At 46.1% G+C, this 18,091-nt stretch carries 20 protein-coding genes and 1 pseudogene; 4 read left to right on the top strand and 17 right to left on the bottom strand.

Features of this window, described 5'->3' with window-relative positions; genetic code table 11:
• Positions 1-125: pseudogene (locus R2S67_RS15380) on the bottom strand (flagellin); the annotation flags it as partial.
• Between the two features lie 449 nt (positions 126-574).
• Positions 575-1,729: a flagellin gene (locus R2S67_RS15375; protein WP_006743025.1), complete on the bottom strand. Its 1,155-nt coding sequence runs from the start codon at positions 1,727-1,729 to the stop codon at positions 575-577.
• Between the two features lie 258 nt (positions 1,730-1,987).
• Between R2S67_RS15375 and R2S67_RS15370 the strand changes: the two genes are divergently transcribed.
• On the top strand, positions 1,988-2,146 hold the full coding sequence (locus R2S67_RS15370; RefSeq protein WP_164666701.1) for a hypothetical protein: 159 nt from the start codon (positions 1,988-1,990) through the stop codon (positions 2,144-2,146).
• 6 nt (positions 2,147-2,152) lie between these two features.
• On the opposite strand, the gene flgL is transcribed toward R2S67_RS15370, so the two are convergent.
• The 13 genes from flgL to R2S67_RS15305 all read right to left on the bottom strand — a co-directional run bounded on the left by flgL (position 2,153) and on the right by R2S67_RS15305 (position 15,153).
• The gene (flgL, locus tag R2S67_RS15365; protein ID WP_005393113.1) at positions 2,153-3,346 is read right to left on the bottom strand and encodes a flagellar hook-associated protein FlgL; all 1,194 of its coding nucleotides are present in this window, start codon (positions 3,344-3,346) and stop codon (positions 2,153-2,155) included.
• Between the two features lie 13 nt (positions 3,347-3,359).
• On the bottom strand, positions 3,360-5,300 hold the full coding sequence (gene flgK, locus R2S67_RS15360; protein ID WP_317345514.1) for a flagellar hook-associated protein FlgK: 1,941 nt from the start codon (positions 5,298-5,300) through the stop codon (positions 3,360-3,362).
• A 159-nt stretch (positions 5,301-5,459) separates the two neighbouring features.
• On the bottom strand, positions 5,460-6,386 hold the full coding sequence (gene flgJ, locus R2S67_RS15355) for a flagellar assembly peptidoglycan hydrolase FlgJ (RefSeq protein WP_046874278.1): 927 nt from the start codon (positions 6,384-6,386) through the stop codon (positions 5,460-5,462).
• Positions 6,387-6,402: 16 nt separating this feature from the next.
• A complete protein-coding gene (locus R2S67_RS15350) occupies positions 6,403-7,494 on the bottom strand; it encodes a flagellar basal body P-ring protein FlgI (protein WP_145532375.1) in 1,092 nt (363 codons plus the stop codon).
• Positions 7,495-7,537: 43 nt separating this feature from the next.
• Entirely contained in the window at positions 7,538-8,317 is a 780-nt protein-coding gene (gene flgH / locus R2S67_RS15345; protein ID WP_006743029.1) for a flagellar basal body L-ring protein FlgH, read from the bottom strand.
• Between the two features lie 30 nt (positions 8,318-8,347).
• Positions 8,348-9,136, bottom strand: coding sequence for a flagellar basal-body rod protein FlgG (gene flgG, locus R2S67_RS15340; RefSeq protein ID WP_005382032.1), 789 nt, complete (start codon positions 9,134-9,136; stop codon positions 8,348-8,350).
• An 18-nt stretch (positions 9,137-9,154) separates the two neighbouring features.
• On the bottom strand, positions 9,155-9,904 hold the full coding sequence (gene flgF / locus R2S67_RS15335) for a flagellar basal-body rod protein FlgF (protein ID WP_005382031.1): 750 nt from the start codon (positions 9,902-9,904) through the stop codon (positions 9,155-9,157).
• Between the two features lie 289 nt (positions 9,905-10,193).
• Positions 10,194-11,507 carry a flagellar hook protein FlgE gene (gene flgE, locus R2S67_RS15330; RefSeq protein ID WP_005393123.1) on the bottom strand — a complete coding sequence of 438 codons (1,314 nt, stop codon included), beginning with the start codon at positions 11,505-11,507 and terminating at the stop codon, positions 10,194-10,196.
• Positions 11,508-11,537: 30 nt separating this feature from the next.
• Complete coding sequence (gene flgD, locus R2S67_RS15325; RefSeq protein ID WP_005393125.1) at positions 11,538-12,248, bottom strand: flagellar hook assembly protein FlgD; 711 nt, start codon at positions 12,246-12,248, stop codon at positions 11,538-11,540.
• Positions 12,249-12,265: 17 nt separating this feature from the next.
• Positions 12,266-12,679 (bottom strand): flagellar basal body rod protein FlgC, encoded by a 414-nt coding sequence (flgC, locus tag R2S67_RS15320; protein WP_005393132.1) that lies wholly within the window; start codon positions 12,677-12,679, stop codon positions 12,266-12,268.
• 5 nt (positions 12,680-12,684) lie between these two features.
• Positions 12,685-13,080, bottom strand: a complete 396-nt coding sequence (gene flgB, locus R2S67_RS15315) for a flagellar basal body rod protein FlgB (protein ID WP_005382026.1) — start codon at positions 13,078-13,080, stop codon at positions 12,685-12,687.
• A gap of 307 nt (positions 13,081-13,387) precedes the next feature.
• Positions 13,388-14,215 carry a protein-glutamate O-methyltransferase gene (locus R2S67_RS15310; protein ID WP_005393137.1) on the bottom strand — a complete coding sequence of 276 codons (828 nt, stop codon included), beginning with the start codon at positions 14,213-14,215 and terminating at the stop codon, positions 13,388-13,390.
• Positions 14,216-14,226: 11 nt separating this feature from the next.
• On the bottom strand, positions 14,227-15,153 hold the full coding sequence (locus R2S67_RS15305) for a chemotaxis protein CheV (protein WP_005382022.1): 927 nt from the start codon (positions 15,151-15,153) through the stop codon (positions 14,227-14,229).
• A gap of 76 nt (positions 15,154-15,229) precedes the next feature.
• Between R2S67_RS15305 and flgA the strand changes: the two genes are divergently transcribed.
• The 3 genes from flgA (at position 15,230) to R2S67_RS15290 (ending at position 16,860) form a co-directional block, all read left to right on the top strand.
• Entirely contained in the window at positions 15,230-15,976 is a 747-nt protein-coding gene (gene flgA, locus R2S67_RS15300; RefSeq protein ID WP_005393139.1) for a flagellar basal body P-ring formation chaperone FlgA, read from the top strand.
• 116 nt (positions 15,977-16,092) lie between these two features.
• Entirely contained in the window at positions 16,093-16,407 is a 315-nt protein-coding gene (gene flgM / locus R2S67_RS15295; protein ID WP_005382018.1) for a flagellar biosynthesis anti-sigma factor FlgM, read from the top strand.
• A gap of 27 nt (positions 16,408-16,434) precedes the next feature.
• On the top strand, positions 16,435-16,860 hold the full coding sequence (locus R2S67_RS15290; protein WP_046874280.1) for a flagella synthesis protein FlgN: 426 nt from the start codon (positions 16,435-16,437) through the stop codon (positions 16,858-16,860).
• A gap of 114 nt (positions 16,861-16,974) precedes the next feature.
• Here R2S67_RS15290 and flgP read toward each other — a convergent pair whose 3' ends face one another.
• Both flgP and R2S67_RS15280 read right to left on the bottom strand, forming a co-directional pair.
• A complete protein-coding gene (flgP, locus tag R2S67_RS15285; protein ID WP_047009552.1) occupies positions 16,975-17,406 on the bottom strand; it encodes a flagellar assembly lipoprotein FlgP in 432 nt (143 codons plus the stop codon).
• 9 nt (positions 17,407-17,415) lie between these two features.
• Positions 17,416-18,054, bottom strand: a complete 639-nt coding sequence (locus tag R2S67_RS15280; RefSeq protein ID WP_005382013.1) for a FlgO family outer membrane protein — start codon at positions 18,052-18,054, stop codon at positions 17,416-17,418.
• Positions 18,055-18,091: the final 37 nt, after the last annotated feature.

Raw genomic sequence — 18,091 nt, 5'->3', positions numbered from 1 at the left:
GAGTTTGCGTTGTTTAGGTAACGCTGCGCGGTCATCGCTGATACGTTAGTGTTTACATTCACTGCCATGGTGATTTCTCCAATTGATTTTCCGGTATAGCGGTTTCCGACGTCTCGGAAAACCAAGTAGTTCTCTCAAAGTTACCCCTATTAACGACACCAAATTCAGAAGCTTTAGAAAAAAATTTAAAAAAATAACATTGCGAGATTTGGCTAAAAAAATTGAAGAAAAGTAAGAAAAAGTGCTCAAGTTTCCACAAATCGAGCCGAGTGGGCCAAATTGTATAGAAAACCAGCAAAAGGAAACAATTGAAGGTAAGTTCGCAGACGATAGACGTGAGAATTAGAAAAGAAAAAGCCCCTTTTCCTTTGAGAGAACTGGGGCTAGGTTGGTCGCCAGAGCCTATGTGGAGATCAAGAGAAATGAACACATTTCCGGCATACCGAGTGCAACTTTACATTGAAAATGATTGGCAGGTGAGAGATGAGAGAGCCGCTCATTCTATTATAAAGTTGCTTGCCAAAAGCCTGCATTCCCATCCACGTCTGAATGTATTGAGTACAGGCTAAGTAAACTACTGCAATAGTGACATTGCAGAGTTTGGCAACTGTTTCGCTTGAGCAAGAATCGATGTACCTGCTTGTTGCAAAATTTGTGCTTTGGTCATTTGCGTGGTTTCTTTCGCAAAGTCCGTGTCTTTAATTCGGCTGTTCGACGCGTCAACGTTTTCTTGGATGTTTGCCAAGTTGTTGATGCTGTGGCTCAGACGGTTTTGCTTCGCACCCAGATCCGCACGTTGTGAATCCACGTATTTCAGTGCCGAATCCAGCACAGAGATAGCGTTTTGAGAACCTTGTACGGTTGTCATATCAATATCTTGTACTGATGTTCTAAGAGGTTCATCGCTCAAACCAAGCTCAGACGCCAATCCACCCGAAATTGAAATTTCACCCTGAACGTTTGGATGTGCAACAAAAACTTGTAACTTGCCATCTTCACTTACAGACGCGTTGATCATATCAGACTGACCATTAATGTACGTTGCAAGCTCTTCGATGTCGTCACCTGCTTTTGCATTAATGTTGATTTCTAGATCATCGACATTGCCGTCTTCGTCTTCACCCATACCTGGCAAAGTGATTTTTAGATCCGATTTAGCTGGGTCAACGCCCCAATCTTTATCTTTACCGTTTTCCGATAAGAAGGTCACACCGCCCATGCGAGTATCGTCCGCACGAATGCTGGTTAGCCCCATGATCATTGCTTCACCTGAGCTCGCACCAATCTGGAATGCCGCTTCACCGAATGAGCCGTTCAATAGACGACGGCCACCGAATGACGTGGTTTCTGCGATACGGTTTAGCTCGTCAATCAATGCCATTGACTCTTCGTTGATCGCCTGACGCTCAGCCGGAGAGTTAGTACCGTTCGATGATTGAATCGCCAGGTCACGCATACGTTGCATGACAGATGTTGCCTCATTCATCGCACCTTCAGCGGTTTGGGCAATCGAGATACCATCGTTCGCGTTACGCATTGCGACATCTAGGCCACGAGACTGTGCAGTTAAGCGGTTAGAGATCTGTAGACCTGCCGCATCATCTTTTGCACTGTTAATCTTATGTCCTGAAGATAAGCGCTCCATCGACGTGTTTAATTCGTCAGTCGCTTTGTTTAGGTAACGCTGCGCGGTCATCGCGGAGACGTTAGTACTAACTGTTACAGCCATTTTGCTCTCCTTTTGAGTTCGCAAGCTTTTGCGAAGCGGCCAGCTTTACTCTCATTTGGATAAGCACTGACCGTAAAAATTACTTGCTAAATCTGCCTTAAACGCAGGGTTTAGAATCTCTAAATCTGTTCTGATATTTTCAATACAATTTGTGTGCCAACTTATAAAATTTATTTCACCGCTTTTAAAAGAAGCACATAAACAATAAGTTAGCGTTATCACTAAACCATTTCCGGATAATGAGGCTCATCTTGCTTCATGGATATTGACCGCTACTCTGTTGCCGCCCAACTTGCCTCTCGCGTCATTGCCGCTTTGGGTAAAATCGTGCCGCATAGCATGACTCTTAATTTACGTCGATTTATCGCACTTAAGGCTTTGCACATAAGGCATCAAAAATCAGACAGTGTGTCTTAAGTCAGACTAAATATAGTTAAACAGAGTTAGATCTTTGGTCTTACCGAATGCTTGTTGCGATGCCTGTAACGCTCGCGAGTTTTCACTGAACTCGATAACGGCTTTAGAGTAATCCAAATCCTCAAAGTTGCTCTTCGCTTTCGCCAGAGACAAATTAAAGTCTTCGTGGTTTTGCTCTTGGATATCGAGCGTGCTCAATCGGGCGCCAGCATCAGTACGCGCTTTATTCAAATGGATAAAAGCAGCGTGAAATTCTTCTGTCATTTGGTGCAATTTGGCGGTCGCCGACGTATCCGACACCGATTTATCTGACCACGCCATTGCATCCTTGAAGGTATCGAAAATGCTGAACTCTGCCCGCTTTTCGATCTCGATGCTGTCGCCAGGCGTAATTTGACCTTTTACGTGCACTTTCAGGCCTTTGTACTCAATGCCTTTTTCTGGAGAAAACTCATCGGCATCCACGACTTTACCGTTACGCTCTAGTTGGTAACCAAATTTGCCGTTGTTCATATCGACAAATGTCACGCGATACGCCGCATCATCCTTCGTATCAACGTTAGTGGCTCTGTTTAATAGCAACTCAGAACCGTTTTGTAGATCGTAATTCGGCTGATAGTCGCCAAATGGGTTTGGTATCTCCATAAACAGCTTGCTGCCAGGATCGTTCATTGGCATCTCAAGCATGCTGGAGACTTTCATTTTGCGCTGGTAATCGTCTCCAGCGTACTGCACGCTACCGTCTTTATCGCGATAGAATGGTTGGCTTTTTGGCTTAGTACCCGCAAACACGTAGTTACCAGATTCATCTTGCGAGTTCACTAAGTTAAGGAAGTTGTTCGCAATCTCTTCTAGCTCACGCTTCTTTGCTTGTCGGTCTTCCGCAGAAAACGCACCGTTAATCATCTCCATCGTTAAGCGCTTCGACTCGTCGGCAAAGTTCTCTGCATTGGCGATATTAACTTCGTGGTTTTCTAGACGATTACGCACCAACACTATCGAGCTAAGATATTGTTGTAGCTGTTCTTGTTGCTGACTAATATTTTGAATGTAATGCGACGCAAGGGGATCGTCGCTAGGTTTCAGTAACTTTTTCCCTGAAGCAAGTTGCTCTTGGTTATGGTGAACCTTATTCTCTTGACGACGCAAATCATTTTGTACGGACTGATAGTTATGGAAACTAGAAATTCGGGTTAGCACTTATCTCTTCTCCTTACCTCAGTTGTAAAATGGTATTGAAGGTATCATTCGCCGCTTGCATCACACGTGATGAAGCCATGTACGCTTGTTGAAACTTCATCATGTTGGCCGCTTCTTCATCGAGGTTAACGCCAGAGATAGAAGCAACGCGCTCTTGTGCCGCCTCATGCTCTAAGCGAGCGACAGAGGCTAATCGGTTTGCTGTAGAAGATTTCAATCCGACTTCGGTATTGAGGTTGTGATAAACATCAATCAAAGTACTGGATTTTCCGTCCATCATCTTATCTGTTTGGATCTTCTGCATTTTTCTCAAGTTGCCATTACCACCTTCCGAAGGCACCAAGTTAGCGGTGAACTTGTCACTCATCAGCGCACCTTCGCTCAGCTCAAATACAGTCGCATCGCCGTTTTTATACAGCGGATGACTTTTCGGCACTGAGATTTCAATCATCGGGTTATCTTTGTCTAGCGGGTATGAGTATTTGTCCGATAGCAAATTGCCTTTGTTGTCCGTGATCTTTAACCATGGCTTATCATGTTTCTCGTCGGCTGGTTGTACGGTGACCTCAAACTCTTTGACATCCCCTGCCTCACGAATTTTGAACTTGGCGTTACCTTGAGCAAAAGTGGTTGAAGCTTCATAACTTTGCGCTGCAATGGCTTTTGCATCATTGGTTTCCATCTTTATGATGGCTGCGCCACTTCGTGTTGGGCGCAATAATACGCGCTCACCAGCGGCAAGACCTTCACCGATTTGCACTTTCATACCATCCAGAACAAACGAAGAATCTGATTGATCAATGTTCAACGACATTTGCTCACCTTTCGGTGTTGTCACGCTATATTGGTCGCCATCATAACGTAGCGAATATTCACCACCTTTGATCGCTGAAATATCATCAATGTAAACCGCAACATCAGCCTGAGAGTCAGGCGCAGCAAAAACTCGAGATTTTGCCACCAGCTCAGAGTTCACGTCGGTAAATACGTCTTTACCTATCTTACCGTTAAGATCCAGACCTTGAGATTGCAGCTGATTAATTTTGTAGGAAAATCCCGTCGCTAAACGGCCCATTTCATCCTGAAGTTGTGGAATGTGTTTGTCGCGCATTTCAAGCAAGGCACCGATTTTGCCATCCATGTCGTCAGACTTGATCGCTTTAATGCCATCTCCTTCCACCATTGCTAATCGTCTCTGGTGAACATCAGGATAGCCGTCAATCATTTTGAGCTGGCTTGCTTCCGTGCCCGAAACTAGCGTGTGTCCATTGCCAATATGAACATTAAACCCTTCGGCATTTTTGCGTGGGGTTACGGTTACTTTGGTGTACTCAGATAGCTCAGTAACCAGCTTTTCATGCTGGTCCATCAAATCATTGTGTGGACCGGGTGTGCGCATCATTAACCGATGCACATCGCGGATTTCCAACGCAAGTTGGTTCACGCGTTCAATGCCCATATCCAATTTTTTATTGGTCACATCAGATTGCAATCGCACGGTTTCATGGAAGTCATTTAATGTATCAGAGAAGATTTTCGCCTTTTCCAATACCACTTTCCGTGCCCCCAAATCGTTCGGGGTATCTGCCATGGTTTTGACCGCATCGAACCACTCGTTCAAGTTCTCTGGAATTTTCTTCGATGCAACTGAGCTCAACATGCTAGAGAGCATATCAAGATTGTCTTGGGTATCCGTTTTGTTGGCATTGTTGGTTGACGACAAGTTCAGTTCATTCACGGCAAACTGATCCCACGAGCGGCGAACATTTTCCACATGCACCCCCATGCCGTAGGTAGAACCACCAAACATGCGCGGATCATTCGTACCTTGGATAACAGACTGGCGGCTATAACCCTCTGTATTAACATTAGAAATGTTATGACCAGTGGTGTTTAATTGTCTCTGAGCAGTAAGCACACTTTGAGTACCTACATTCAGAAGATCTGACGCCATACATGCCCCCAAAAACGAAATAAAATCGGCAAAACCGATCACCTAGACACATCAAAGCAAAAGGTGTGCCAAATAAAAGAGAGGTGTGAATGTTCAGAAAAAGTAAAGGCTTGCACTGTGGCAAGCCTTCGAAAACAACATGAACTGGCGAAGAGTAAATTACATACTTTCGATTTTCTGCTTCACCTGCAGGACTTTGTCTGCGTAATTCGGATCGGTCGCGTAACCCGCGCTGTGGATGCCGCGAATGAAGGACTCTGAATTCCCTCGCTGTTGCAATGCCGTCTCGTAACGTGGGTTGTCATTTAAAAAGCGCACAAAGTCATTAAAGCTGTCTTCGTAATTTGAGTAGGCGCGAAACGCTGCCGTCTCTTTCACTGGCGTATTATCGTGGAACTCTAGCGTTTGAGTCGTCACTTTGTCACCCTGCCAACTTCGATCTGCTTTGATGTTAAATAAGTTGTTGCTGCTGCCACGCGCGTTCTTCACGACCTTTTGTCCCCACCCCGTTTCCAAAGCGGCTTGAGCAAGTAGCAGAGATGGCTCGACACCTAGGGCTTTAGCGGCTTTCTCCGCGTATGGCTTCATCGAGTTAACAAAAGATTCTGGCGAATCGAATCGAGTTGGTTCATTGCTTGGTCGAGATAGCTGACCAGATTCAATCAAGCGCTGTTCAATCTCACGCGCTTTTTTCGGGTCAACACGACGATATTCCACGGCATTATTTGCCGCATCACGCATTGCCGTTTCACTCTTGTCGTTACCTTGCCCAGCCGTTAATTGCTTAACAATCATATCGGCCAAGCCCATTGAACCAGACGAACTGAGCTCGCTCGCCATCTGCTCATCCAGCATTTGTCGGTAGAACTTCTCGTTCTGGCTGTTCATCATGTTGGACTCAAAGCCCTCATTGGCTTCTCGCATTGATTTCAACATCATGGAGGTGAAAATAGATTCGAACTGACGAGCCGCTGCACGCAGTGCTTCTTGCTCGCCATCTTTACCTTCCTTCACTGCTTTTTGACGCAGGGTATCCAGCGAACTGATGTCATGAATAAAACCAATGTCGTTAGGATTGTTCATTATACCTACCTCCTAACCATTAAATGATGATCAACTGGCCTTCAATGGCACCAGCTTGTTTCAATGCTTGCAAGATAGCCATCAAATCCGACGGCGCTGCGCCGACTTGGTTAACGGCACGGACCAAATCATCCAACGTTAAGCCTGGCTCGAACTTAAACATCTTGCCCTGCTCTTCGCTGACTTCGATATCTGAGTCTGGCACGACAACGGTTTGCCCACCAGAAAAGCCGTTCGGTTGGCTAACATTCAGGTTTTCTTTGATCGCAACCGTCATGCCACCATGCGTTACCGCAGCAGGTTTGAGACGAACATGTTTACCAACTACGATGGTACCCGTGCGAGAGTTAACGATGATTTTGGCTGCGCCATCTGCTGGGTCGAACTCTAGGTTTTCAATTGCCGATAAGAACGCCACACGCTGGCTGACATCACGAGGGGCACGTACACGTACCGACGTCGCGTCTACTGCACTCGCCATTTGTGGGCCAAGGAAGTTGTTTACCGCATCCGCCATACGTTGAGCCGTTGTGAAGTCTGACTCAAGCAAGTTGAACGTGATGTAATCACCACGACCAAATGGGTTTGGAATTTCTCGCTCTACTGTCGCACCACTAGAGATAAGACCAACGGTTGGATTGTTACCTACGATTTTTGAACCGTCAGCGCCTTCAGCACTGAAGCCGCTCACTACTAAGTTACCTTGAGCAACCGCGTAAACTTGACCATCGAGACCTTTGAGGAACGTTTGCAGTAGCGTACCACCACGCAAACTTTTGGCACTTCCGATGGAAGAGACTGTCACGTCTACTTGCTGACCCGGTTTAGAGAAAGGCGGCAACTCTGCCGTTACCATGACTGCAGCAACGTTTTTAATTTTTGGCTTTGTGCCCGGCGGCATCTGAATGCCGAAGTTTTGCAGCATAGCGGCGAAACTTTGCTCCGTAAAAGGGTTCGCTTCGCCTGTGCCAGGTAAGCCTGAAACCAAACCATAACCCACGAGTTGGTTGCTTCGTACACCTGCCACTTGCGCGACGTCTTTGATACGTGCAGCTTGGGCAGCGGTAGCAAACAGAGCAACGCTCATCAGTATTAAAAGGAGTTTTTTCATGCTTACTTATCTCTTGCAGTCAAATTGCCGTCAGCACGGCGTGTTATAGCGCTACATTAAAGAATCGTGCCAAGAAACCCGGCTCTTGCATATCTTGTTGTACACCGGTGCCAGAGTACTGAATTCTTGCGTTAGAAACGCGGTTTGATGCAATAGTATTATCGAAACTAATGTCATCCGGACGAATAGTGCCGCTTAAACGTATGTACTCATCACCCGTATTAAGCGTCATCCATTTTTCTCCACGGATAACGAGGTTGCCATTTGCCAGAACTTCAATCACCTCAACAGTAATGTAACCACTGATGCTGTTGCTCTGCTTTGCAGAAGAGTCACCTGCAAATGAGTTGGAGTTGTTTAAGTCATAAGAGAAATTATATTTTCCGCCAATTTGCAGCTCTTCTCCGCCCACTTGAAGCGGGTCCATTTGTGCTTCATTGGTTTTCGATAAATCGGCATTGGCGCTTTTCGTCGCACTGGTTGTCTCATCCAGAGTTACGGTAATAATGTCGCCAATACCACGTGGCTTGGAATCGTCGTAAAGATCGGTAATGTGCTCGGCGCTAAACAGTGAACCTGTTGCAGCAGCATAATGCTCAGGTTTCTTTTTCGGATGAATAGGAGCCCATGCAGGATCACCCGCAACCGGATCGCTTCTGCCACGCAGTGTATCCACGATACCGCTGCTCTCTTCTTTCGATTTATCGCCTTCTACCGCGTCAACCACCGTCGTTGCTTGTGTCACTTCATCCGTTTCAATCGGCTCTAACATGGCACAACCCGACATTGTGGCAATCAAAGCAAGTAGACAAATACGTTTCATCGTGAGCTCCTCAATTCTTGCTCTTAACCGTTATAACTGCTGGTTAACGAAGCTCATCATCTTATCGACTGACGAGATCACTTTTGAGTTCATTTCGTAAACGCGCTGGGCTTCGATCATGTTGACCAACTCTTCCGTTACATTCACGTTAGACGCTTCCAGCATGGATTGACGGATTTCACCCAAACCGTCCAAACCAGGAACACCTTCTTGTGGATCGCCACTGGCACCCGTTGGTAAGTAAAGGTTCTGACCAATTGGCTCTAGGCCTCCCGGGTTAACAAAGTCTGTAATGGTTAACTGACCAACGACTTGGTTGTCTTGCTGACCTCGGACGCGAACCGACACTTCACCATCCGTACCGACAGTAATAGAAATCGCATCTTCTGGAATCACAATTTCAGGTTCTACAGGGTAGCCAGAACCCGACGTGACTAACGTGCCTTCACCATTTAACGTGAACTGACCGTTACGGGTGTAACCGATGTTGCCATCCGGCAACGTCACTTGGAAGAAGCCGTCGCCTTCAACCATCATGTCCAGTGCGTTGGTCGTTGTCTGCGCATTACCATGCGTGTGCACTTTTTGCGTCGCAACCACTTTAGAACCCGCACCTAGCATCAAGCCACTCGGAAGCTCTGTGTTCTGAGATGATTGGCCGCCAGGCTGGTTGATGTTCTGATAGAACAAATCTTCGAATACCGCACGGCTCTTTTTGTAGCCGACAGTAGAGGCATTCGCCAAGTTGTTCGAAATCGTGGCAATGTTGGTTTGTTGGGCGTCTAGACCTGTTTTACTTACCCATAGTGCTGGATGCATAGTGAACCTCTAACTCTGTTAACTCATACGAAGCAGTGAATCTGAAGATTTATCCATTTCTTCAGCTGTGCTCATCATCTTGACTTGCATTTCAAACTGACGTTGTAAGTCAATCAATGCGGTCATTTCACCTACGGCATTCACGTTACTGCCTTCAATCGCTCCTGTCTGGAGGCTAACAGTCGCGTCTGCTTCGTAAGGTTGGTTTGGAGTTTTATGGCGAAATAAGCCATTGGTGTCTTTAAATAAGCTTTGATCATTAGGCTTAACAAGCTTGATGCGATCAACCGCTTGGAATTCTTCCGCCGGGGCACCTTGAGGAAGCACAGAGATGGTGCCATCCCGACCGATTTCAATTTTAGAGAGAGGGATAGGCAAAGTAATCGGCGCATCGTTTTCACCCAGCACCAAATGGCCACTTGCGTTAGTAAGCATGCCATTTTGATCGACTTTTAGGTTACCGTTACGGGTCAACCCTTCTTTACCCGTGTGATCGAGTACCGATATCCAGCCGCTGCCTTCAATCGTCACATCCAGATCACGCCCTGTTGTAATCACGCTACCTTGAGCAAAGTTATGCCCTGGACGCTCTGTCATGCTGAAAACACGTGAAGGATGGCCTTCACCATAAGCCTGCATTGAGCGAGCCTGCGCTAAATCCGCACGAAACCCTGTCGTGCTTACGTTAGCCAAGTTATTAGCACGCAATTGTAGTGCCTGCATATTTTGCTTGGCCCCACTCATTGCGAGAAACAGTGCGCGATCCATAAATTACTCCAAAAACTTCTCTGTACACGGAGTAAAAGCAATAGTTATGCCAACATAAAATGAGCTTATTTATCAAATATTTAAATAAGAAACAAAAGATTAAGAGGGGTTTCAGTGGCAGAAAACTGCAACAAGGGGCAAGGTTTTGATCCACATGGCGGCAACGGCGGCAAATCAGAGATCAAAGCATGCTTAACCTGAACTGAGGTATTTTCAGGCTAAGCAACAGATGAATGTCATGATGTTATCAAGCCAAGCGGCGAAAGCTCGCCTAACTTGATGATGCAGATTATCGGATCTGCAGGATATTTTGTTGTAGCTGGTTGTGCACTTCTAGCGAACGTGAGTTTGCTTGGAAGTTACGCTGAGCAGAAATCAGGTCCACCAGCTCCTGCGTCATATCAATGTTTGACTGTTCCAGCATACCGTTGTTGATGGTGCCAAAAGAGCCTTTGTTAGATTCACCCCAAATCTTGTCACCAGAGAACTGAGTTGAATCCCATTGCGTACCGCCCTTCTTATCCAGACCTTGCTCGTTTGGAACACGTACTAGCGCGACACGACCCAATGTAACGTTTTCACCGTTTGAGTAAGTCCCCATTACGCTGCCGTTTTCATCGAAGTCAACTTTGGTTAGGAAACCCGTTGTTGCACCGTCTTCATCGAACTTGGTCAATTCGAACGGAGCGGCAAACTGTGTTGCCGAGCCTAAACCAAAGTTAAGCGTCTGCGCAGGATCGGCACCATTCATATCGACTGGTGTCGTGTTCGTCGCCGGATCGCCTAATGCCACAGACGTAATTGGCTGACCATTGTTCAAGCTCGCCAACGTACCATCGTTGTTGAACTTCATGGTATGACCCACATGGCCTGTTGGCGTTTGTGCATCACCTGCCGCAACATTTAAAGGCTTTTCACCTTCTTTGTCTGTCACGGTGTAGTAAGTGTTCCACGTGTTTGGCTGAGTCTGATCTTTCAAGTAGTACGTCGTTAGCTTGTAAGACTGACCCATCGAGTCATAAATAGTCGAAGAGGTTGAACGGTTGTATGTATCTGGGTCTGAAAAATCAAACTGAGTCGGATCTTTCAAATCGCCGTTAGCTGGCAAGTTCACGCCCACTTCAATGTTTGCTGTTTGCTTTGGCTTACCAAATTCAGCAGGAATATTGATAGGTTGTGGCTCGTATGAAGAAACCTCACCAGAGCTTGGATCCACTTGGTAACCTAATAAGAACTCATCGTTCGCGGTCACCATGTAGTTTTCTTTATTTAAATGGAATGCACCATTACGTGTCAGTTCATTCTGTTGTGGAGTCAGACGCTCCTTCGCCACGGCGAAGAAACCTGTACCCGAAACACGCAGATCCATTGGGTTGTTGGTGTAAATGCTTGAGCCTTCATGGAACTGCTGCGCCACTTGGCTTGCTTGCGCACCACCACCCGGCGTGGTTTTTGCGTTAGTAAATAAAGAGTTAGAGTAAACATCAGCAAACTCAGCACGGGACTCTTTAAAGCCGTACGTGTTGGCGTTCGCAATGTTGTTACTGGTGGTGTTCAAATCCAGTTGGGCGGCGGACAAACCGCTTAAAGATACATATGACATTCCAAAATCTCCTAATCTAGCGAGCTATGACTACGCTTTGCCGACTTCCAAAACTTCTGCAAGTCGAACTGGCGATTCAAAACCAGCCAGATTGAGTAATACGTTTCCGTCACCTTTGCCGAGCAATACGCTGTTTACGTTGGCGTATGTCGATACTGGGAACTCTTGCGACTCCCCTTCAACTAAGCCAGACGCTTTCACTTTGTATTTGCCAGCAGGCAGTGGATTTCCGCTTTCATCTTTACCGTCCCAAAGCACACGCGTGTCGCCGGCTGGTTTCGCTCCTACCTCAAAAGTACGAACCAGTTGGCCAGCTTCATCCTCTACACGAACAAACAGATTATCGATAGATTGTGAAAGCTTAACCATTGCCGCCATTGGCGCGTCGTCCTGCTTCACACCTGCCGCTCCTGGGACCAATACGTCACGTCCTACCAAAGAGGAAGCTTGTAACGCTTGGTTTGATGTCATTGACGAGTTCAAACTCTCAAACTGAGTGTTCATCTTGCCAATGCCATCAACGGTCGCAAATGAAGCCATTTGCGCAATCATCTGGTCATTACTTACCGGCTTAAAAGGGTCCTGTTGAGACAATTGCTTCGTGAGCAATGATAAGAAGTCTTCCTGTTTTAGGTCCTGCTTACCCGTGCTCTCTTCCGTCTTCTTGTTACTCTCTTGTAGACTTTTAAGCTGGTCGATATAGGACAAGCCGCTTTGACCAACGTTGTTAATTCCGGCCATACGCTACCTCCTTATCCTTATTGACCCATCTGCAGCGTACGCAGCAGCATTTGTTTACTAGAATCTGCTACTTGCACATTGGTTTGGTATGCGCGAGAAGCTGAAATCATGTTCGCCATTTCTTCCATTACATTGACGTTCGGCTTGTAGATGTAGCCTTCTTCGTTTGCAAGGGGATGGTCTGGGTTGTACTCCGCACTCAGCGGTTTATCGCTTTCTACAATGCCCATCACTTTCACTGGCACCGTATCACCGCCACGCATGGCGTTACTTAACTCAGCACCAAACACAGCATGGCGCGCTTTATAAGTGTCTTTCGCAGAGCTGCTGACACTGTCGGCGTTCGCCAAGTTGCTTGAGGTAGTGTTCAGACGAACGGATTCAGCGCTCATTGCGGAACCTGTCACATTGAAAACGTTAAATAAGCTCATCTAAATTATTCCCCTTTGATTGCTTTGGTTAAGTTCTTGAATTTGCTGCCTAGAAAGTCGAGTGATGCTTGGTGTCTGATTTGGTTTTGCATAAACAAGTTACGCTCTAAATCCAAATCAACCGTATTGCCATCACCCGTATCAGGTTGCGTAGGAAGACGATATAGCTTGTCCCCAACCAACGTTGTAGTGGCAGGAATATGCCGACCATCCGTACGACTAAGACCAATGCTTGCCCCAGATGTTGCCGCTTGCAATTCCTTCGCAAAGTCTAAACCTCTTGCTTTGTAACCAGGCGTGTTGGCTTGTGCAATGTTGGTGGAAATCACCTCAGCATTGCGCTCACGTACGCCCACCGTGTGCTGGTGGATGCCTAGTGCATTGTCAAAAGATATAGCCATGTTTGCCTCTACAATTAAGAACTGACCGTGATTGATAACCAAAAAGCAATTAGCATGCCAAAAACATAAAGCGCTCTATCTACTTAATAGCTATCACCCATTGGAATAGCAATAAGTGAGCCAAAGTGACTGGAATGTCATGTCGTTTCACCTTGTTCACTTAATAAAGATACACCGTGATGAGGGAACAAAGCAAAATCGCGCTTCAATTTAGCAAGTGAAAACGTGGAAACACTCGAAGGCAGGAAACCAGCAAACAAAAAAAGCCTGACACTAGGTCAGGCTTTTTATCAATGAAGAGATACCGCTATTTAAGCTTGTAAATGATACCCGGATTACAGCGCACCATTTCAAATTTATCAGTCAGACCAGTTAGCGACTCTGATGCCCCTAACAGCAGATAACCACCTGGGTTTAAGCTGCTCGCCATTTGGTTAAGCACTTTTGATTTCATTTCCGGTGAGAAGTAAATCAGCACGTTGCGACAAAAAATAATGTCGAACTTACCCATCAGTGCATAACTGTCCATCAAGTTTTGTGGACGAAAGTTCACCAAACGTTTGACGTTGTCTTTGACTTTCATACGGCCACCGTCCGCATCCTCAAAGAAAGTGCGGCGACGTTCTGGTGAAAGTCCGCGCCCTAAAGCCAAATTGTCATACACACCTGCACGACACATCTCGAGCATACTTGCTGAAATGTCTGTTGCTGTAATAGACACGTTTGGTAACAAACCCGGCTTACGCTGTTGCGTTTCCAGAATCGTCATTGCAATAGAATACGGCTCTTGGCCCGATGAACTGGCTGCAGACCAGATCTTGATTGGGCGCTTGCTTGCCGCTACTTCTGGCAATAATTTGTCAGCTAAAACTGTGAACGGATAAGTATCTCGAAACCACAAGGTTTCGTTAGTCGTCATCGCGTCCACAGCGGCCACTCGTAATTCACGATTGCGCCCTGTAACAACATCACGTAGCAAATCTGATAACGATGCGAGCTTAAACTTCGTCACTAAAGGACTCAGTCGGCTACGCACAAGGTATTGCTTGCTATCACCTAACACGATGCCACATTGCGATTCTAGAAAACGGCTAAAGTCACGATACTCTTGATCACTGATTGTAATAGCAGTCATTAATGTCTCTTTTATTGTGTTAATGCAGATTTAACCGCGTTACCCAATTCATCTGGGTTAAATTTCGCAATGAAGGTATTGGCACCTACACGCTCAACCATAGCCTGGTTGAATACACCACTTAATGAAGAATGGAGGATAACATAAAGGTCTTTCAAATCGGCATGTCTGCGAATTTCAGCCGTTAAGGTATAGCCGTCCATTTCTGGCATTTCAATATCGGAAATAACCAACGAAATTTGATCGTAGATATTGCCTTCTTGAGCCATTTCAATCAACTTATTGTACGCTTCTTTGCCATCTTTGACAGATACGACCTCGAAACCGATTGATGTAATCGCACGCTCTACCTGTTTACGCGCGACAGTCGAGTCATCGGCAATCAATATACGGCGTACAATAGGCTTTTCTTGTTCTGCTTGCGCGATTTCTTCACCGATAGCGGAATCCATCGTTTCATCAACCGGCGCAATCTCCGCCAGGATTTTTTCAACGTCAAGGATTTCAACCAGCTCGTTGTCGATGTTCGTCACTGCGGTCAAGTAGTGCGCTTTACCCGCGCCGTCTGGCGGTGGCAAAATCGCTTCCCAATGCATATTGATAATACGCTCAACCGATGATACCAAAAATGCTTGTATCGTACGGTTAAATTCTGCGATAACAACAAAACACTTATCCAGATCAGTGGTTGGGCGGCCACCAATTGCCAGGCTCAAATCAATAACGGACACGGTATGGCCGCGGATATGAGCGATACCTTTTACCAGCGGGTGTAGATTTGGCATTGAAGTCAGCTTAGGGCACTGCAGTACTTCTTTCACTTTGAATACGTTAATGCCGTAGCGCTGTCGGCCCATCAGTCGAAAGGTCAATAATTCCAATCGGTTCTGACCGACGAGTTGCGTACGCTGATTCACCGAGTCAAGAATCCCCGTCATATGCTCATCTCCATCTCAAACTTTTTGTTTTTAAATGATACTCTACCACTGGCAAGCACGATACCAGGGAGACAGTATGGCGTATTTCACTTTCACTTCGACACCATTGACTATGACAATATGTAGAGCGCTAATTACAAAGTACGCTAAGTCTATCGGCATTTTGCTCAGTATGTTTAGCTTTTTTGTTCATTCAGCTTCAGATAATCAGATCGAGCAAATAAAAACGGCAGCAGAACAACATATTCTTGCTACAGTTGATCAGCCTGATGGTGGCGAGCTATCTGTTAATGCGGCAGATATCGACTCGAGAATAAAAGCAACGGATTGCCCAGTGCCCCTAGATACGTCAGCTTCTTCCACCAGCAGTACTCGAAGCAACATCAATGTTCTAGTGGAATGCCCACCGGATGACTGGAAAGTCTATGTCCCTGTGAGGATCTCAGTATCGGTGCCAATGATCGTCGCAACACGAACACTAGGGAGAGGAGAAATCGTCAGCGCGTCGGATGTCACCACTTCCATGATCGAGCTTCAGCGCTTTCGCAAAGATGGCTTTTCTAACTACGATCAAGTGGTTGGCGCAAAGCTAAAACGCAACGTTCGCCTAGGTGATGTTGTTGAACGTAATGATGTCTGTGTCGTTTGCCGGAATGAAAAGGTCACAATTAAAGCGGTGAATTCTGGCATGACGATCACCACGCAAGGCACAGCATTGCAAGATGGTGCGGCTGGCGATCAAGTAAGAGTGAAAAATGATAAGTCACAGCGTATAATAGAAGGCATAGTGACTGGCATTGCGGAAATCACTGTTAATTTTTAATACCCACTGGTAGCGTGTTTAAACTGATCAATAAAAATGCAAAAAATGACTAAAGTTATTTTTGCACTGGTCGATAGTCTGGATACCAGTATTACGATACAAGGCAAAGGTTAAACATGGCAGGTATAGATAATATACGTTCAGGGCAAATGATGACGACGACAAGTCGTGCACCTGCGCGTAACGATTCCAATGCTACCAGCACGACTGAATCGAAAAAAGCACCCGCACAACAAGACGCTGTATCACTCAGCCAACAAAGCAAAGCCGTTAGCAAACTCCAAAAAGATATGGCAGCTTCTCCGGCCTATGACAGCGCCAAAGTCGCGGCAATCAAAGAAGCAATCACAAACGGTTCATACAAAGTCGATCCTGAAAAATTGGCTGACAACATGATTAAGTTTGAAAACGAATTGCAAGGCAAAAGCTAACTGACTTAGGCCGAAGGTAAGTATTTTATGGCAGCATTAGTCGATCTCGTCAATTTCCAACTAGAAAATGCTAAGGCACTTTCTGCTGTTTTGCGTCAAGAAACACAAGCGATAACTGCGCGTGTCTCTACCGAGATTGAGAGTATTGCCAAACAGAAGATGACACTCATTGATCAGCTTAGAACAACTGATCAGCGAATCGCCTCTCACCCGCACGTCAATCAACTTACTGAAGATGAGCACCTAAGTCAGGTTGTTGCTCAAATCCAATCGATCGTCCTCGACTGTCAACAAGTCAACAAAGTAAATGGTGAATCGCTTAGTCGCGCACAGCTGAGTTTCAATAAACTCAATAACATGCTTCAGCGAACTCATGGCAAAGTGGGCATGACATACAATGCTGGTGGCAAAACCCACACAATTTCGACACTTGGCACCAATATAAAAGCCTAAACGTCACTCCTACCCCACACCATCTCTAGAATGTAGATATAAAAAAGCGACTCATTGTTGCCAATCAGCCGCTGGAAAGATTATCTGGTCTTCTGAAGTAATGCGCTTAGTGCATTAGAACAAGGTTTGTTGACGCTTCTCAGGCACCTGTTGAACTTCTCCGTAATCACGTAGCTTATCCATTTTACGAATATCAAGACGCAACTCTGTCACGTAACTGTCCTCAACAAGATAACTACGCACAACTTCTGCACCGCGAATCACACCATCAACCGCACCTGTAGTGCTCTCAATACCTAAACGCTGGTCTTGCAGTTCTGCACGTCCACTAACACGCATACCATACACTTGTTCTGCCAGTTCACGGTATGCATCAATTTTTGATGCGCGCATTGCTCGTACGCGCTTTTCTTCTACTGTGCGGCCTGTTTGCTCACTGACACTCGCATAACCCACTGCCACTAAGATTTCATCTTGACGCATCTGTTGTAGTGGCTGACACCCCACCAATACCAGTGTGGCAATAATAAATAATAACTTCTTCATGCTTCTATCCTATGGACGCAGAATCACAGTGTACGGCTGACGAATGGTTGGGTCTGAGCGAATCAACACGCCATCTTGCGTACGGATACTGTTTAACGTATCTAAGTCACGACCAATACGGTCAGCCGGAAGGAAACCCTGCGCCGTTGCTACAACCACACGGCTCTGCATACCGACCACACGTGCATTGACCAGCACCCCGCCCTCTTGGCGCAGCATCGTGCCGGTCAGTACATACTGAATTTGTTGCTCTTGCGCCAGATCTTGCCAATCACGGCTTAAAGCAAAATCGCCCTGCTGCGTCACTTGGATAGAGCCCGTAGTTTTGAAATCAACCACTTTGAACCCTCGGCGCTGGAACTGATGGATAAAACCTTCCGAGACCGAGTTACCTAACCAGTTTGTTGCATCCATATTTTGTAGATCAACAAACGAGGTAATCGCAATCGGTGTCCGCGCAGATACCGCCACATTAGAAACCATCAGGTCTTCGGTCATGCTTTCAATGAAAAAGTCCATCGTATGACGTGGACTATCCATAAGCATGAACTGGCTTCCCGAGTACGGTTCTTTACCATTGTAAATCGGTGAGTACGCGCACGATGTCAGAAGCGTCATCATCGATGCGGCGACAAGCCACTTTTTCATGGTTTGATTCTCCAGATAATCTGAGGTGATACCGTTC

The sequence above is a fragment of the Vibrio sp. T13N genome, from assembly GCF_032970445.1.
GTDB classification, from domain to species: Bacteria; Pseudomonadota; Gammaproteobacteria; order Enterobacterales; family Vibrionaceae; genus Vibrio; species Vibrio diabolicus.
Note: the sequence above shows the minus strand (reverse complement) of the source record. Positions and strands in the feature narration are given on the sequence as shown.

What these genes read in the sequence shown, in the direction of transcription:
- R2S67_RS15375 (WP_006743025.1), bottom strand. Translation starts at nt 1,729, where the DNA reads ATGGCTGTAACAGTTAGTACTAACGTCTCCGCGATGACCGCGCAGCGT.
- R2S67_RS15370 (WP_164666701.1), top strand. Translation starts at nt 1,988, where the DNA reads ATGGATATTGACCGCTACTCTGTTGCCGCCCAACTTGCCTCTCGCGTC.
- flgK (WP_317345514.1), bottom strand. Translation starts at nt 5,300, where the DNA reads ATGGCGTCAGATCTTCTGAATGTAGGTACTCAAAGTGTGCTTACTGCT.
- R2S67_RS15350 (WP_145532375.1), bottom strand. Translation starts at nt 7,494, where the DNA reads ATGAAAAAACTCCTTTTAATACTGATGAGCGTTGCTCTGTTTGCTACC.
- flgH (WP_006743029.1), bottom strand. Translation starts at nt 8,317, where the DNA reads ATGAAACGTATTTGTCTACTTGCTTTGATTGCCACAATGTCGGGTTGT.
- flgG (WP_005382032.1), bottom strand. Translation starts at nt 9,136, where the DNA reads ATGCATCCAGCACTATGGGTAAGTAAAACAGGTCTAGACGCCCAACAA.
- flgF (WP_005382031.1), bottom strand. Translation starts at nt 9,904, where the DNA reads ATGGATCGCGCACTGTTTCTCGCAATGAGTGGGGCCAAGCAAAATATG.
- flgE (WP_005393123.1), bottom strand. Translation starts at nt 11,507, where the DNA reads ATGTCATATGTATCTTTAAGCGGTTTGTCCGCCGCCCAACTGGATTTG.
- flgD (WP_005393125.1), bottom strand. Translation starts at nt 12,248, where the DNA reads ATGGCCGGAATTAACAACGTTGGTCAAAGCGGCTTGTCCTATATCGAC.
- flgC (WP_005393132.1), bottom strand. Translation starts at nt 12,679, where the DNA reads ATGAGCTTATTTAACGTTTTCAATGTGACAGGTTCCGCAATGAGCGCT.
- flgB (WP_005382026.1), bottom strand. Translation starts at nt 13,080, where the DNA reads ATGGCTATATCTTTTGACAATGCACTAGGCATCCACCAGCACACGGTG.
- R2S67_RS15310 (WP_005393137.1), bottom strand. Translation starts at nt 14,215, where the DNA reads ATGACTGCTATTACAATCAGTGATCAAGAGTATCGTGACTTTAGCCGT.
- R2S67_RS15305 (WP_005382022.1), bottom strand. Translation starts at nt 15,153, where the DNA reads ATGACGGGGATTCTTGACTCGGTGAATCAGCGTACGCAACTCGTCGGT.
- flgA (WP_005393139.1), top strand. Translation starts at nt 15,230, where the DNA reads ATGGCGTATTTCACTTTCACTTCGACACCATTGACTATGACAATATGT.
- flgM (WP_005382018.1), top strand. Translation starts at nt 16,093, where the DNA reads ATGGCAGGTATAGATAATATACGTTCAGGGCAAATGATGACGACGACA.
- R2S67_RS15290 (WP_046874280.1), top strand. Translation starts at nt 16,435, where the DNA reads ATGGCAGCATTAGTCGATCTCGTCAATTTCCAACTAGAAAATGCTAAG.
- flgP (WP_047009552.1), bottom strand. Translation starts at nt 17,406, where the DNA reads ATGAAGAAGTTATTATTTATTATTGCCACACTGGTATTGGTGGGGTGT.
- R2S67_RS15280 (WP_005382013.1), bottom strand. Translation starts at nt 18,054, where the DNA reads ATGAAAAAGTGGCTTGTCGCCGCATCGATGATGACGCTTCTGACATCG.